The 12,938-nt window shown below is 72.3% G+C and carries 17 protein-coding genes and 1 riboswitch; of the genes, 14 read left to right on the top strand and 3 right to left on the bottom strand.

Going from position 1 to position 12,938, the window contains the following annotated elements; all coding sequences use genetic code 11:
* The first annotated feature begins 93 nt into the window (after nucleotides 1-93).
* From AB4K12_RS23180 to AB4K12_RS23195, 4 genes are all read left to right on the top strand, one after another.
* Nucleotides 94-174: a putative leader peptide gene (locus AB4K12_RS23180; RefSeq protein WP_356454418.1), complete on the top strand. Its 81-nt coding sequence runs from the start codon at nucleotides 94-96 to the stop codon at nucleotides 172-174.
* A 184-nt stretch (nucleotides 175-358) separates the two neighbouring features.
* Nucleotides 359-1,201: a sulfurtransferase gene (locus AB4K12_RS23185; RefSeq protein ID WP_368436024.1), complete on the top strand. Its 843-nt coding sequence runs from the start codon at nucleotides 359-361 to the stop codon at nucleotides 1,199-1,201.
* Between the two features lie 32 nt (nucleotides 1,202-1,233).
* A complete protein-coding gene (locus AB4K12_RS23190; RefSeq protein ID WP_368436025.1) occupies nucleotides 1,234-1,524 on the top strand; it encodes a DUF1416 domain-containing protein in 291 nt (96 codons plus the stop codon).
* Nucleotides 1,525-1,634: 110 nt separating this feature from the next.
* A complete protein-coding gene (locus AB4K12_RS23195; protein ID WP_190064484.1) occupies nucleotides 1,635-1,907 on the top strand; it encodes a DUF3099 domain-containing protein in 273 nt (90 codons plus the stop codon).
* Between the two features lie 72 nt (nucleotides 1,908-1,979).
* Here AB4K12_RS23195 and AB4K12_RS23200 read toward each other — a convergent pair whose 3' ends face one another.
* On the bottom strand, nucleotides 1,980-2,345 hold the full coding sequence (locus AB4K12_RS23200) for a DsrE family protein (RefSeq protein WP_362261819.1): 366 nt from the start codon (nucleotides 2,343-2,345) through the stop codon (nucleotides 1,980-1,982).
* Nucleotides 2,346-2,604: 259 nt separating this feature from the next.
* Here AB4K12_RS23200 and AB4K12_RS23205 point away from each other — a divergent pair, with 259 nt between their 5' ends.
* From AB4K12_RS23205 to AB4K12_RS23230, 6 genes are all read left to right on the top strand, one after another.
* A complete protein-coding gene (locus tag AB4K12_RS23205; protein ID WP_368436026.1) occupies nucleotides 2,605-3,201 on the top strand; it encodes an FABP family protein in 597 nt (198 codons plus the stop codon).
* A 23-nt stretch (nucleotides 3,202-3,224) separates the two neighbouring features.
* A riboswitch (cobalamin riboswitch) is annotated at nucleotides 3,225-3,308 on the top strand.
* Between the two features lie 133 nt (nucleotides 3,309-3,441).
* Entirely contained in the window at nucleotides 3,442-4,464 is a 1,023-nt protein-coding gene (locus AB4K12_RS23210) for a FecCD family ABC transporter permease (RefSeq protein ID WP_368436089.1), read from the top strand.
* Entirely contained in the window at nucleotides 4,464-5,231 is a 768-nt protein-coding gene (locus tag AB4K12_RS23215; RefSeq protein WP_368436027.1) for an ABC transporter ATP-binding protein, read from the top strand. The genes AB4K12_RS23210 and AB4K12_RS23215 overlap by 1 nt, the downstream gene beginning before the upstream one ends.
* A gap of 7 nt (nucleotides 5,232-5,238) precedes the next feature.
* Nucleotides 5,239-6,288, top strand: coding sequence for an ABC transporter substrate-binding protein (locus tag AB4K12_RS23220; RefSeq protein ID WP_368436028.1), 1,050 nt, complete (start codon nucleotides 5,239-5,241; stop codon nucleotides 6,286-6,288).
* Nucleotides 6,289-6,307: 19 nt separating this feature from the next.
* Nucleotides 6,308-6,745, top strand: coding sequence for a Fur family transcriptional regulator (locus AB4K12_RS23225; RefSeq protein WP_086569287.1), 438 nt, complete (start codon nucleotides 6,308-6,310; stop codon nucleotides 6,743-6,745).
* A gap of 10 nt (nucleotides 6,746-6,755) precedes the next feature.
* Nucleotides 6,756-7,736, top strand: coding sequence for a folate-binding protein YgfZ (locus AB4K12_RS23230; protein WP_368436029.1), 981 nt, complete (start codon nucleotides 6,756-6,758; stop codon nucleotides 7,734-7,736).
* A 36-nt stretch (nucleotides 7,737-7,772) separates the two neighbouring features.
* On the opposite strand, the gene dtd is transcribed toward AB4K12_RS23230, so the two are convergent.
* A complete protein-coding gene (gene dtd, locus AB4K12_RS23235) occupies nucleotides 7,773-8,198 on the bottom strand; it encodes a D-aminoacyl-tRNA deacylase (RefSeq protein ID WP_368436030.1) in 426 nt (141 codons plus the stop codon).
* Between the two features lie 207 nt (nucleotides 8,199-8,405).
* Between dtd and AB4K12_RS23240 the strand changes: the two genes are divergently transcribed.
* The 4 genes from AB4K12_RS23240 to AB4K12_RS23255 all read left to right on the top strand — a co-directional run bounded on the left by AB4K12_RS23240 (nucleotide 8,406) and on the right by AB4K12_RS23255 (nucleotide 12,077).
* Nucleotides 8,406-8,978 (top strand): AmfC protein, encoded by a 573-nt coding sequence (locus tag AB4K12_RS23240; protein WP_368436090.1) that lies wholly within the window; start codon nucleotides 8,406-8,408, stop codon nucleotides 8,976-8,978.
* A gap of 51 nt (nucleotides 8,979-9,029) precedes the next feature.
* The gene (locus tag AB4K12_RS23245; protein ID WP_368436031.1) at nucleotides 9,030-10,037 is read left to right on the top strand and encodes an asparaginase; all 1,008 of its coding nucleotides are present in this window, start codon (nucleotides 9,030-9,032) and stop codon (nucleotides 10,035-10,037) included.
* A 140-nt stretch (nucleotides 10,038-10,177) separates the two neighbouring features.
* Nucleotides 10,178-11,428, top strand: a complete 1,251-nt coding sequence (locus AB4K12_RS23250; RefSeq protein ID WP_368436032.1) for a GNAT family N-acetyltransferase — start codon at nucleotides 10,178-10,180, stop codon at nucleotides 11,426-11,428.
* Nucleotides 11,429-11,486: 58 nt separating this feature from the next.
* Entirely contained in the window at nucleotides 11,487-12,077 is a 591-nt protein-coding gene (locus AB4K12_RS23255) for an NADPH-dependent FMN reductase (RefSeq protein WP_368436033.1), read from the top strand.
* Between the two features lie 72 nt (nucleotides 12,078-12,149).
* Here the strand turns inward: AB4K12_RS23255 and AB4K12_RS23260 are convergent, their stop codons facing one another.
* Nucleotides 12,150-12,911, bottom strand: coding sequence for an SDR family oxidoreductase (locus tag AB4K12_RS23260; RefSeq protein WP_368436034.1), 762 nt, complete (start codon nucleotides 12,909-12,911; stop codon nucleotides 12,150-12,152).
* Nucleotides 12,912-12,938: the final 27 nt, after the last annotated feature.

The raw sequence follows: 12,938 nt of genomic DNA on the forward strand, positions 1-12,938 counted from the left end.
TGAGCGTTGACCCCGTCCCGAAATGCGGAATTCAACGTCTCACTATCTGGCGCCCCCGTGACAGGGCCCGCTGCCCTCCCTACGATCGCCCCTATGAAGCGACAGGCGGATCTGACGAAGCGGCGGGCAGTCGACCTGTGCCGCGTTGCCGCCATGCTGTGTCGCCGTGTCTGACAGGAAGCCGTTCTTCCGGTTTCCTTCCGGCCTCTCCGGCCGCCTCCCCGCACCACCCGCATCACCCGTTGCGCGGCGCGGCGCTCGATCGACCGCCGCGCACCCCGCACACGCTGGCGCGCATCCTCCCCCATGGCCCTGACCGGGAGTGGGGGCGCCCCCATCTGCCCCGGAGGAGAACAGCATGAGCCGCAGTGACGTCCTGGTGGACGCCGACTGGGTCCAGGCCCGCATCGACGCCGAAGACCCCAAGACCGTCATCGTCGAGGTCGACGAGGACACCTCCGCGTACGACAAGAACCACATCAAGAACGCCATCCGCATCGACTGGAAGTCCGACCTCCAGGACCCGGTCCGCCGCGACTTCGTCGACCAGGCCGGCTTCGAGAAGCTGCTGTCCGACAAGGGCATCGCCAACGACGACACCGTCGTCCTCTACGGCGGCAACAACAACTGGTTCGCGTCCTACGCCTACTGGTACTTCAAGCTCTACGGCCACCAGGACGTCAGGCTCCTCGACGGCGGCCGCAAGAAGTGGGAGCTCGACTCCCGCGACCTCGTCGCCGAGGTGCCCAAGCGCCCCCGCACGGAGTACCGGGCCCAGGCCCAGGACACCTCGATCCGCGCCTTCCGCGACGACGTCCTGGCCGCCATCGGCAGCCTCAACCTCGTCGACGTCCGCTCCCCCGACGAGTTCAGCGGCAAGCTGCTCGCCCCGGCGCACCTCCCGCAGGAGCAGTCGCAGCGCCCCGGCCACGTGCCGAGCGCCCGCAACGTCCCGTGGTCGAAGTCGGCCAACGACGACGGCACGTTCAAGTCCGACGACGAGCTCAAGGAGCTCTACGAGGGCGCGGGCGTGGACCTCGCCAAGGACACCATCGCCTACTGCCGCATCGGCGAGCGCTCCGCGCACACCTGGTTCGTGCTGCACGAGCTGCTCGGCCGGCCGAACGTCCGCAACTACGACGGCTCCTGGACCGAGTACGGCTCGCTCGTCGGCGTGCCGATCGAGCTCGGCGCCAACTGACCCCTCGCCCGCGACAGTTAAGGATCACGCACATGTGTGGAGCAAAGGCCGGCGGCCCGGACGCCTCGAACGCCAAGCCCGGTGAGACCACCATCCAGGGGTCGGTGACCCGCGACGGCGAGCCCGTCACCGGTTACGTGCGGCTGCTGGACTCGACCGGCGAGTTCACCGCCGAGGTGCCCACCTCCGCCACCGGACAGTTCCGGTTCTACGCCGCCGAGGGCACGTGGACGGTCCGGGCGCTGGTGCCGGGCGCCACGGCCGACCGTACGGTCGTCCTCGCCGAGAAGGGCGCGCTGGCGAACGTCGCCATCGCCGTCTGAGCCGCGCCGCCGCGCGCGCCTGAGGTCCGCGAAGGGCCGCACCCCGGGTTGGACGCCTGAGGGGGGTGCGGCCCTTCGCCTCGCACGGGCCGGCGTCGTACGGTGAAGATGTGTACGCGCGGCGCAGGCACCTCTACTTCGCCATGATGGGCACCTGTATCGGCATGTTCGTCCTGGCCTGGGCCGTGGTGCGCCTGTGGTCGGTGCCGGCGGCCGTCGGCATGTGCCTCTTCGCCATGGTCATCCCGCCCGTCGCCGCCATCGTCGCCAACCGCCGGGGCCCGGACGACCGCTGGTGGGACGACCCCTCCGGCGACCCCAAGTCGGACGAGTGGTGGGACGAGCTCGACGGCAAGCGCCGCCCGCGCTCGCACGACCAGTAGCCGCCCGGCCGCGCGCGAGCCGCGATCAACGTGCTCGCCGGGCGAGCCCCGTCAGTAGACGAGCGAGCCCTGTCAGTAGACGAGCGCCTGCACGCCGTCGGCCATGGCCTCGCTGACGAAGACCTGCGCACCGGCGATCCGCGCGCCCTCGATCAGGTCCTTCTCCTCGATGTCACGACGCGCCGCGCACTGCGTGCACACCGTGATCATCCCGCCTCCGGCGCGGATGCCGTCGATCAGATCCGGCAGCGGCGCGGCGTGCGGCAGCTCGAACTCCGCCGCCTTCCCCGGCAGCGCGAACCACGACGACTCGCCGGTCAGCCACAGCGACACCTCCACCCCGCTGGCCACCGCCACGGCCGCCACCGTGAACGCCTGCGAGCACCGCTCGGGAGCGTCGGCCCCCGCCGTCACCTTGATTACGAGCTTCTTGGCCATGCGCGCCACTCTAGGCGCCCGGGGCACGGCCAACCTCACAGCGCCTCTCGTGACCCGGCCGACTAGACTCGACCCGGTCCGTAAACACATCACCTCACTCCGACCGAGGAGCGCGCTCGTGCTTGAGGCAGTCTTCACCACCCTGCTGGTCCTGGTCGCCGTCGGCGTCATCGCCTTCGCGGGTCTGACCTGGAAGAAGCTGTACCAGGGCCAGCGCTGACCCGTTTCGTTCCGCACCCTCTACAGATCGCCTGAGCTCATGATTGAGATTCCGTCCGACCTCCATCCCGACCTCGTGCCCCTGGTCTTCCTCCTCGGCAAGTGGGAAGGCGCCGGCGTCGCGGACTTCCCCGGCGAGGAGAAGTGCAACTTCGGGCAGGAAGTCACCTTCTCCCACGACGGCCGTGACTTCATCGAGTACACCTCCCACACGTGGGTGCTCGACGGCGAGGGCAAGATGGTCCGCCCGCTGGAGACCGAGGCCGGCTTCTGGCGCATCGACAAGAACCGCAACGTCGAGGTCGTCATGACCCGTCACTCCGGTGTCGCCGAGGTCTGGTACGGCGAGCTGGCCGACCAGAAGCCGCAGATCGACCTCGCCACGGACGCCGTCGCCCGCACCGATGCCTCCGGCCCGTACTCCGGCGGCAAGCGCCTGTACGGCTACGTCAAGGGCGACCTGATGTGGGTCGGCGAGAAGGCCACCCCCGAGGTGCCGCTGCGCCCCTACATGTCCGCCCACCTGAAGAAGGTCGGCACGCAGCAGAGCCTGCAGGAGTGGGCCGAGAGCCTGCCCGAGGACCTGCCGGACGGCGTGTCCTTCTTCCGTCAGGACGGCACGCCCTACAACCCGTAGGCACCGCCCCATCTCGCCCCGCGGGGGAAGTCCGGTCGAATTCCGGCGCTGACCCGCAACGGTAGGCGGAGGGCCCTTCCGGGGGTCCTCCGCGAGCCCGATCGCCCGCGGCGGTGAGCGTCCCTGCCCGCACTCGCCGTGGACTGCGAGAGGACCCTCCCCGTGCCGACCGACACCCCGGCCGTCCCCAGGACGCCGGGACCGGCGCCCGGCGCCGCCGCGACGCCCCGGCGGTTACCCCTGCCGCCGCTCATCGCCGGGCTCACCGCCGCCCTGCTCCTGTCCCTGCTGTGCTGCGTCGCGCTCGGATCCTCCGGCATCGGCTGGGCCGGGACGCTGCGCCATCTGCGGGCGGGGCTGACCGGCGGGACCATCGCGCCGGACGAGGTCTCCGCGTACACGATCGTCTGGGAGCTGCGCTTCCCGCGCGCCCTGCTGGCCGCCGTCGTCGGCGCGGGGCTGTCCGCGATCGGGGTGGGCGTGCAGGCGATGGTCCGCAACGCCCTCGCCGACCCCTTCACCCTCGGCATCTCCTCCGGCGCCGCCGTCGGCGCCAACGCCGTGCTGCTCTTCGGGGCCTTCGCCTCGCTCGGCGTCTGGGCCCTGTCGGGCGCCGCCTTCGTCTCCGCGCTCGCCGCCATGGCCCTGGTGTACGCGGCGGCCCGCACCGCCCAGGGGCTGACCCCGCTGCGGCTGGTGCTGACCGGCAGCGCCCTCTACTACGGCTTCTCCGCCGTCACCACGCTCATGGTCTTCAGCGCCTCCCGGGGCGAGGCGGCGCGCTCGGCGATGATGTGGCTGCTCGGCAGCCTGGGCGGCGCCACCTGGTCGTCCGTGCCCATCGCCGCCGCCGTCGTGCTGGCCGGGCTGGGCTACCTGCTGTGGTCGGCGCGCGGCCTGAACGCGCTGGCCATGGGCGACGAGACGGCGGCCGCGCTGGGCGTGGACGCCGAGCGGCTGCGCCGGGTGCTGTTCGTCGTGACGGCGGCCGTCACCGGGGCCGTGGTGGCCGTCAGCGGCGCCATCGGCTTCGTGGGGCTGATGGTCCCGCACGTCACCCGCATGCTCGTCGGCGCCGACCACCGCCGGGTGCTGGCCGTGGCGCCCCTGCTGGGCGCCGTGCTGCTGCTGTGGGTCGACGTCGTCTCCCGGCTGCTGCTGGCGCCCGTGGAACTGCCCGTGGGGGTCATCACCGCGCTCATCGGGGTGCCCTGCTTCGTGGTGCTGATGCGGCGGCGCGGCTACAGCTTCGGAGGTGCGTGATGCGGGTCGACGTCGAGGACCTGTCGGTGGAGATCGCCGGTGCCCGGCTCGTCCACGACATCACCCTCCGGGCCGGCGACGGGCAGGTCGTGGGCCTGGTCGGGCCCAACGGCAGCGGCAAGTCGACGCTGCTGCGCTGCGTCTACCGCGCGCTGCGGCCGGCCGCCGGGCGGGTGCTGCTGGACGGCGACGATCTGCACGCCCTGACCGCCCGGGAGGGGGCGCGCAGGCTGGCGGCGCTGCCGCAGGAGACGGCGGGCGAGTTCGGCTTCACCGTCGACGAGGTGGTGGCCATGGGGCGGCTGCCGCACCAGAGCGCGGCCGGGCGGGTCACGGCGACGGACCGCGAGCGGTGCGCGGCGGCGCTGCGGCGGGTGGGCGCGGACCACCTCGCCGGCCGGGTCTTCCTCACGCTCTCGGGCGGTGAGAAGCAGCGCGTCCTGATCGCCCGCGCCCTGGCCCAGGAGCCGAAGGTGCTGGTGCTGGACGAGCCGACGAACCACCTGGACATCGCCCAGCAGCTGGAGGTCCTGTCGCTGGTGCGCACATCGGGCCTGACGGTCCTGGCCGCGCTGCACGACCTCAACCTCGCCGCCACCCACTGCGACGCCCTGTACGTGATCGCGGGCGGCCGCATCGTCGCCTCCGGCCCGCCGCACGACGTGCTGACGCCCGGGCTGCTCGCCGAGGTCTTCTCCGTACGGGCGCACCGCGTGCCGCACCCGGCCTCCGGCGCGCCGCAGCTGCTCTTCGACCGCCTGCCGTAAGGACACCATGCGTACCGCCGCCGCCCGTACCGCCCGTCTCGCGCTCGCCCTGCTCGCCGCCGTCACCCTCACGAGCTGCGGTGCGAAGGTTTCGGACGGTCCCGACGACAAACAGAGCGAGGCTTCGGGCTCCCCGGGCCACTACCCGGTGACGATCTCCAACTGCGGGGTGAAGACGACGTACGACAGGGCACCGCGGCGCGTGGTGACCAACGACGTCGGCATCGCCGAGATCATGTTCGCGCTCGGCCTCGAGGACCACATGGCCGGCTATGTGGCGCCGGACTACCGCGCCGGCCGCGACGACCGGGGCGCCGCGCCCTGGAAGAGCGGCTACGACAAGGTGAAGCGGCTGTCCACGAAGGAGATCAACAAGGAGCTGGTCCTGGACGCGAGGGCGGACCTCGTCTTCGCGGGCTGGAACTACGGCTTCGGCGAGGGCACCGGCTTCACGCCCGAGGCCCTCAAGAAGCTCGGCGTCGGCTCGCACGTCCTCACCGAGTCCTGCCACAACGGCGGCAGCGGCACGTCGCGCGGCGTGATGCCGCCGCTGGAGGCGCTGTACACGGACCTCAGGACGCTGGGGAGGATCTTCGACGTCGAGGACCGGGCGGAGAAGCTCGTCACCCGCTTCCAGCGGCGCGTCGCCGAGGTGCGGGCGACGGTGCCGGAGGACGGCCCGCGGCCGCGGGTGTTCCTGTACGACGACGGCCGGGACAAGCCCTTCACCTCGGGCGCGTACGCCGGGCCGCAGGACATCATCACCCGGGCCGGCGGCGACCACGTGATGAAGGACCTCAAGGACTCGTGGGTCCAGGTCGGCTGGGAGACCGTCGTGGACCGCGATCCCGAGGTCATCGTGATCAACAACTACGGGGACGTCACGGCCGAGGAGAAGAAGAAGTTCCTGCTCTCCTACCCCCCGCTGGCGAACGTCTCGGCCGTCAAGAACAAGCGCGTCTTCGTCCTCGACTACGTCGACCTCGTCGAGAGTCCGCGCAACCCCGAGGCGGTCGCCGCGCTCGCCGGGTACCTGAACGGGGTACGGAAGGGCTGACGCTGCCTAGACTGGGAGCGTGGTGGACACCGACTGGCAGAGCGATCTCCGTAAACGCGGCTACCGGCTGACCCCGCAGCGCCAGCTCGTTCTCGAGGCCGTCGACCGGCTCGAGCACGCGACGCCGGACGACATCCTCACCGAGGTCCGCAAAACCGCGGGCGGGGTGAACATCTCGACGGTCTACCGGACGCTGGAGCTGCTGGAGGAGCTGGGCCTGGTCAGCCATGCCCATCTCGGGCACGGCGCGCCCACGTACCACCTCGCCGACCGCCACCACCACATACACCTGGTCTGCCGGGACTGCACGAACGTCATCGAGGCCGACCTGGCGGTGGCCGAGGCCTTCACCGCGAAGCTGCGCGAGGACTTCGGCTTCGACACGGACATGAAGCACTTCGCGATCTTCGGCCGGTGCTCCGGCTGCCGTTCGAAGGCCTCGCCCGGCGCGCCGTAGGCTGGTCGGCATGCTGCGTCATACGAAGAGCCCTCTGCTGTCGCTGCCCGGCGCCGTCCCCGCCGAGGGCCCGGACGAAGGCGTCGCCGCGCACTACGGCGACCTGTTCCGCGAGCAGCGCACGCTCGCGGACGGTTCCGGGTTCGTCGACCTCTCCCACCGCGGTGTCATCACCGTCACCGGCCCCGGCCGGCTGGCCTGGCTGCACCTGCTGCTCACCCAGCATGTGAGCGAGCTTCCGCCCCACCAGGCCACGCAGGCGCTGATCCTCTCCCCGCACGGCCACATCGAGCACGCGCTGTATCTGGTGGACGACGGGGAGACGACCTGGGCGCACGTGGAGCCCGGCACCCAGGACGACCTGGTCGCGTACCTGGAGAGCATGAAGTTCTTCTACGAGGTCGAGGTCGCCGACCGCACGGCCGACATCGCGGTGGCGTACCTGCCCGCCGGCTCCATCGCCGCGACGCCGGAGGGCGTCGTCGCGCGCGAGACGGCGTACGGCCGGGACCTGTTCCTGCCCCGTGAGCGGCTGGCGGAGTTCGCGGCGGAGCACGGCCCGGCGGTGGGCGTCCTGGCGTACGAGGCCCTGCGCGTCGAGGGCCACCGGCCCCGGCTGGGCCTGGAGACCGACCACCGCACGATCCCCCACGAGCTGGGCCTGATCGGCGAGGCCGTCCACCTCCAGAAGGGCTGCTACCGCGGCCAGGAGACGGTCGCCCGTGTCCACAACCTGGGGAAGCCGCCGCGCCGCCTGGTCTTCCTGCACCTCGACGGCAGCGTGGTGACCATTCCGGGCCACGGCACCCCCGTCCGCCTGGCCTCGGACGGCCCGGAGGGCCGTCAGCTGGGCTTCGTGACGACGGCCGTCCGCCACCACGAGCTGGGGCCGATCGCCCTGGCGCTGGTCAAGCGGAACGTCCCGGTGGACGCGACGCTGCTGGTCGGCGAGGGAACCGCCGCCTCGCAGGAGACGGTGGTCGAACCGTAGGCGGCCGGGCGGGAGCGGCGCTTCGCTCCCGCCCTTTCAGACCTCGATGAGCACGGTGAAGGGGCCGTCGTTGGTCAGGGACACCTTCATGTCCGCCCCGAACCGGCCCGTCTCGACGTGCGCGCCCAGCTTCCGCAGCTGTGCCACGACCTCGTCGACGAGCGGCTCGGCCACCGGGCCGGGGGCCGCCGCGTTCCAGGTGGGCCGCCGTCCCTTGCGGGCGTCACCGTAGAGGGTGAACTGCGAGATCACCAGCAGCGGCGCCCCGATGTCCGAGCAGGACTTCTCGTCCTTGAGCATCCGCAGCGACCACAGCTTGCGGGCCAGCTGGGCGCATCGCTCGGGGGTGTCCTCGTGCGTCACGCCGACCAGCACACACAGGCCCTCGCCGATGATCTCGCCGACCACCTGGCCGTCCACGGCGACGCTCGCCCCGTCCACCCTCTGCACCACAGCACGCATACGGACCATGATGCCCTGCGCCCGTACGGGTTCGTTGCGGTGGAGAGACCCTGCGGCCGGGGCATGCCCAATGGCACGATGCGTGCAGGCGGTGCCTTTTGCGGGCAACGGCGGGACGCTCCGGCCGCACACCGCCCGAGGGGACGGAACCGCATGACCACACCGACCGAGGATGGCCGAACGCTCACGGCCGCGGACCGAACGGCCATGGAGCTCCGCGCGGGCGGAGGTGAATCGTTGCACGCCAGACCACCGACCCAGCGTTCCGGACGGTTGGCGGACGTCCCCGGTCGCCGGATGAACGAGCTGAGCCTCGCGGAGCTGCGCACGATGCGCCGGGAGGCCCAGCAGGAGGAGGCCGACCTCAGCTACGTCCGCCGGCTCCTGCAGGGCCGTATCGACATCCTGCGGGCCGAGCTGGCCCGCCGGGCGGCGCCCGAGTCCCCGGCGGTGGAGCGGCTGCTGGTCGACCGGCTGACGGAGATCCTCTCCGACGGGCCCTCCGCGCAGCGCTCCTCGGCCCGTCACGTGACGCTGCGCACCCCGCACAGCGAGGAGCACCGGCGGGTGGTGGAGGACATGCTGGCGGAGGTCGGGCTGTCGGACCTGGCGGCCCGCACGGACGGCGAGCTGCGGGACGGCATGGCCCGCCTGGCGGGGTACGAGCGCCAGGTGTCCCTGCGCCGGCAGGGGGTGCAGCGCACGGCCGACGATTGCAGTGCCGAGATCGCACGCAGGTACCGTGAAGGAGAAGCACAAGTAGACGACCTGCTCTCGTGATCTCCTGACAGAACCACCGGGGCGGTCGCGCACCACCCCGGAAGGCCGACGATGACCTCCTCGACCCCTGTGTCGCCCGTGTACGCCGCCGTCCCGGCCGAAGGCGCCCGTATACCCGGCCTGTCCCCGGTCCTCGCCGAGGTGGTCCGCTCGGGCTTCGTCGAGGGCGTGCACCGCGGCTCGCTGGTCGTGCTGGCGGCCGACGGCAGCGTCGAGTTCGCGCTGGGCGACCCCGCGGCCCCGGTCTACCCGCGCTCGGCCAACAAGCCGATGCAGGCGGCGGCCGTGCTGCGCGCCGGGCTGGAGCTGTCCGGGGAGCGGCTGGCGCTGGCGGCGGCGAGCCACTCCGGCGAAACGTTCCACCTCGACCTGGTGCGCACGATGCTCACCGAGTTCGGACTCCCCGAGGACGACCTGCAGACCCCGCCGGACCTCCCGCTCGACCCCGTCGAGGCGGAGGCCTACCTGGCCTCCGGCCAGGTGCGCGACCGGATCACCATGAACTGCTCCGGCAAGCACGCGGCCATGATCGCCGCCTGCGCGGCCAACGGCTGGCCCACCGACTCCTACCTCGACCCCGAGCACCCCCTGCAGCTCCTGGTGCTGGACGTCGTGCAGCGGGCGAGCGGCGAGGACGTCGCCCACGTGGGCACCGACGGCTGCGGCGCGCCCCTGATGGCGCTCTCCCTGACCGGCCTGGCCCGCGCCTTCCGCAGCTTCGTGACGGCCGCCCCGGGCACCCCCGAGCGCGCGGTCGCCGACGCCATGCGCGCCCACCCCGAGTACGTCGCCGGCACCCGCCGCCCCGACACCTGGCTGATGCGCGAGGTGCCCGGCGCGCTGTCGAAGATGGGCGCCGAGGCCGTCCAGGCCGTGGCCCTGCCCGACGGCCGGGCCCTGGCCTTCAAGATCGACGACGGTGCCCTGCGGGCGCTGGGCCCGGTGCTGGCCCGCGTGCTGCGGATGATGGGCGTCGAGGCCCCCGTCCTCGACCGCATCGCCGCACAGCCGCTGCTGGGCGGTGCGCGGCAGGTCGGCGAGATACGCGCCGCGTTCTGACACCGGCGCGCCGTGCGGACCGTGCGCGCCGTGCGGACGGGCGCGCACGGCGCGGACGCCGCCATGCGCTGCGTATCGCCCTCCTGACGACCGTAAGAAACCGCGTGCGTCCTGCTTTGGGCGGCACCTAACGTGCTGTCATGAGCCTCGACGTGCGGACGATCGACGACACCGACCTGCCCGGCTGGCTGCGCGCCATGCGCATCGGCTTCCTCCAGACCCCCGCGGTGTCCAAGGAGGAGATCGAGATACGCCGGGCGGGCATGGACTTCGCCCGCACGCAGGGCGCGTTCGACACCGCCACCGGGGCGTGCGTCGGCACGTTCCGCAGCTTCACCCAGCACATGTCCGTGCCCGGCGGCGCGTCCGTGCGGACGAACGCCGTCACCAACGTCACCGTCGCCCCCACCCACCGCCGGCGCGGGCTGCTCAGCCGCATGGTGGAGCGCGACCTGCGGGCCGCCAAGGAGCGCGGCGACGCCGCCGCGACGCTCCTCTCCGCCGAGTACCCGATCTACGGACGGTACGGCTACGGCCCGGCCACCTGGGTCACCGAGTGGGAGGTGGACGTCGCCGCCACCGGCCTCGACGCGCGCTACGCCGGCCCCGGGAGCGGCGGCCGCGTCGACCTCGTGGACGGCACGACCGTCCGGGAGCTGGGCCCCGGCCTGCACGAACGGCTGCGCGCCGGCCGGCACGGCGTCGTCGACCGCACCGACCGCTGGTGGCGGTTCGCCACCGGCGATCTCTTCATCAACAGCGGGCCCGCCTGGACCGAGCCGTACTACGCCCTGTACCGGTCCGCCGACGGCACCGTGGACGGCCTGCTCACCTACACCGCCGACGGCGTGTGGGAAGCCAAGAGGTCACGGACCACCGCCACCGTGCGCAGCCTGATCGCCGTCTCGGCCGAGGCCGAACGCGCCCTGTGGCACTACCTGTTGTCGGTCGACTGGGTCACCCGTGTCCTGTCCGGACTGCGCGCCCCCGACGACCTCCTGCCGCTGCTGCTGCCCGACCCGCGCGCCGCGAGGATCACCACCCACGCCGACCACCTGTGGCTGCGCCCCCTCGACACCCCCGCCCTGCTCGAGGCCCGTACGTACTCCGGCGCCGGCTCGCTCGTCCTCCAGGTCGTCGACCCCGCCGGTCTGGCCGGCGGCCGCTTCCTGCTGGAGGCGGGCCCCGACGGCGCGAGCTGCGTGCCCACCTCCCGGCCGGCCGAACTCACCCTGGACGTCGGCGAGCTGGGCGCCCTGTGTCTCGGCGACGAGTCGGCGGTGCGTCTCGCGACGCTGGGACGCGTCGCCGAGGAGCGGCCCGGGGCGGCGGAGCGGGCGGAGCTGATGCTGCGCACGGCGCGTCGGCCGTGGTGCCCCGATCAGTTCTGATCATGCATCACAGGAAAAGCTTGACCTCAACCAAGCTTGAGGTAGGAGAGTGTTCCCCATGCAGACCACTTACCGCCTCGCCGTCATCGTCTCTTCCACCCGTGAGGGCCGCTTCGCCCCCACCGTCACCAACTGGCTCGCCGAGCAGACCGCCCAGCACCCCGAGATAGAGGTCGACGTCATCGACCTCGCCGAGAACCCGCTGCCGGTGAACCTCTCGGGCAAGCCCGGCCCGGAGGACGCCGCCATCCTCGCCGCCGTGTCCCCGCGGCTGGAGGAGGCCGACGCCTTCATCGTCATCACCCCCGAGTACAACCACAGTTACCCGGCGAGCCTGAAGCACCTCATCGACTGGCACTACACCCAGTGGCGGGCCAAGCCGGTCGCCTTCGTCTCCTACGGCGGACTCTCCGGCGGCCTGCGCGCCGTCGAGCACCTGCGCCCGGTCTTCGCCGAGCTGCACGCCGTCACCATCCGCGAGACGGTCAGCTTCCACAGCCCGTGGGGCAAGCTGGACGACTCCGGCCGCCACCTGGACGAGGAGGCCGGCACCTCGGCCGCCGGCGCCGCGAAGGCGATGCTCGACCAGCTCACGTGGTGGGCCCTGTCCCTGCGCGAGGCCCGCGAGAAGCGCCCGTACGGCGCGTGAGCGGCCGATGCGGCGGCAGGGGCTCGAGGCGGCGGGGGCCGGTCCCCCGCACCGGCCCCGGCGCCCTCGCCACTACCCCGCCGGCGTGAGGCGCTGCCCGAGCCCGCCGTCGACCGGCAGTTTCAGGCCGGTGGTGAACGTCGCGTCCGCGGCCAGGTACAGCGCCGCACGGGCCACCTCGTCCGGCGAGCCGTGCCGCCGCATCGGGGTGACCGTGTCGCCCACCCCCCTGAAGTACGCCTGCTCCTCGGCGGACAACCCGGCCACGCCCATGGTCGGGGTGTCGATGAAGCCGGGGCTCACCGCGTTCACCCGGATCCCCGCCCCCACCAGCTCGGCCGCGAGCACCTGGGCGAACGACCACAGGGCGGACTTCGTCCCGGAGTAGACCGACATCCCCGCGAAGCCCCCGGAGTCCGCGATGGACGTGGTGAAGGTGATCGCACCGCCCTCGCGCAGCAGCGGCAGCATCCGCTGCACGGTGAAGAACGCCCCCTTGGTGTTCACCGCGAACATCCGGTCGTAGGACTCCTCGGTGACCTCCGCCACCGGGGTCAGCTCCGCGATGCCGGCGTTCACGAAGAGGTAGTCGACGTGCCCGAGGGTCTCCTCCACCGTCGTGCCGAGCGCCGCGATGTCCTCGAGGTCGGCGGTGTCGGAGCGGACGATGCGGGCGCCCGGTCCGAGCTCGTCGCGCGCGTCCCGCAGGTTCTTCTCGTTGCGGCCCGTCAGCAGCACCTCCGCGCCGCCCTCGACCAGGCGCTTGGCGATGGCCAGGCCCATACCCATGGTGCCGCCGGTGATCACGGCCTTCTTGTTCGCGTAAGTCGTCATGCCCCGCACTCTGCCGAGACGCTCTGA

Origin of the sequence: Streptomyces sp. C36 (assembly GCF_040932295.1) — a bacterium.
Lineage (GTDB): Bacteria > Actinomycetota > Actinomycetes > Streptomycetales > Streptomycetaceae > Streptomyces > Streptomyces triculaminicus.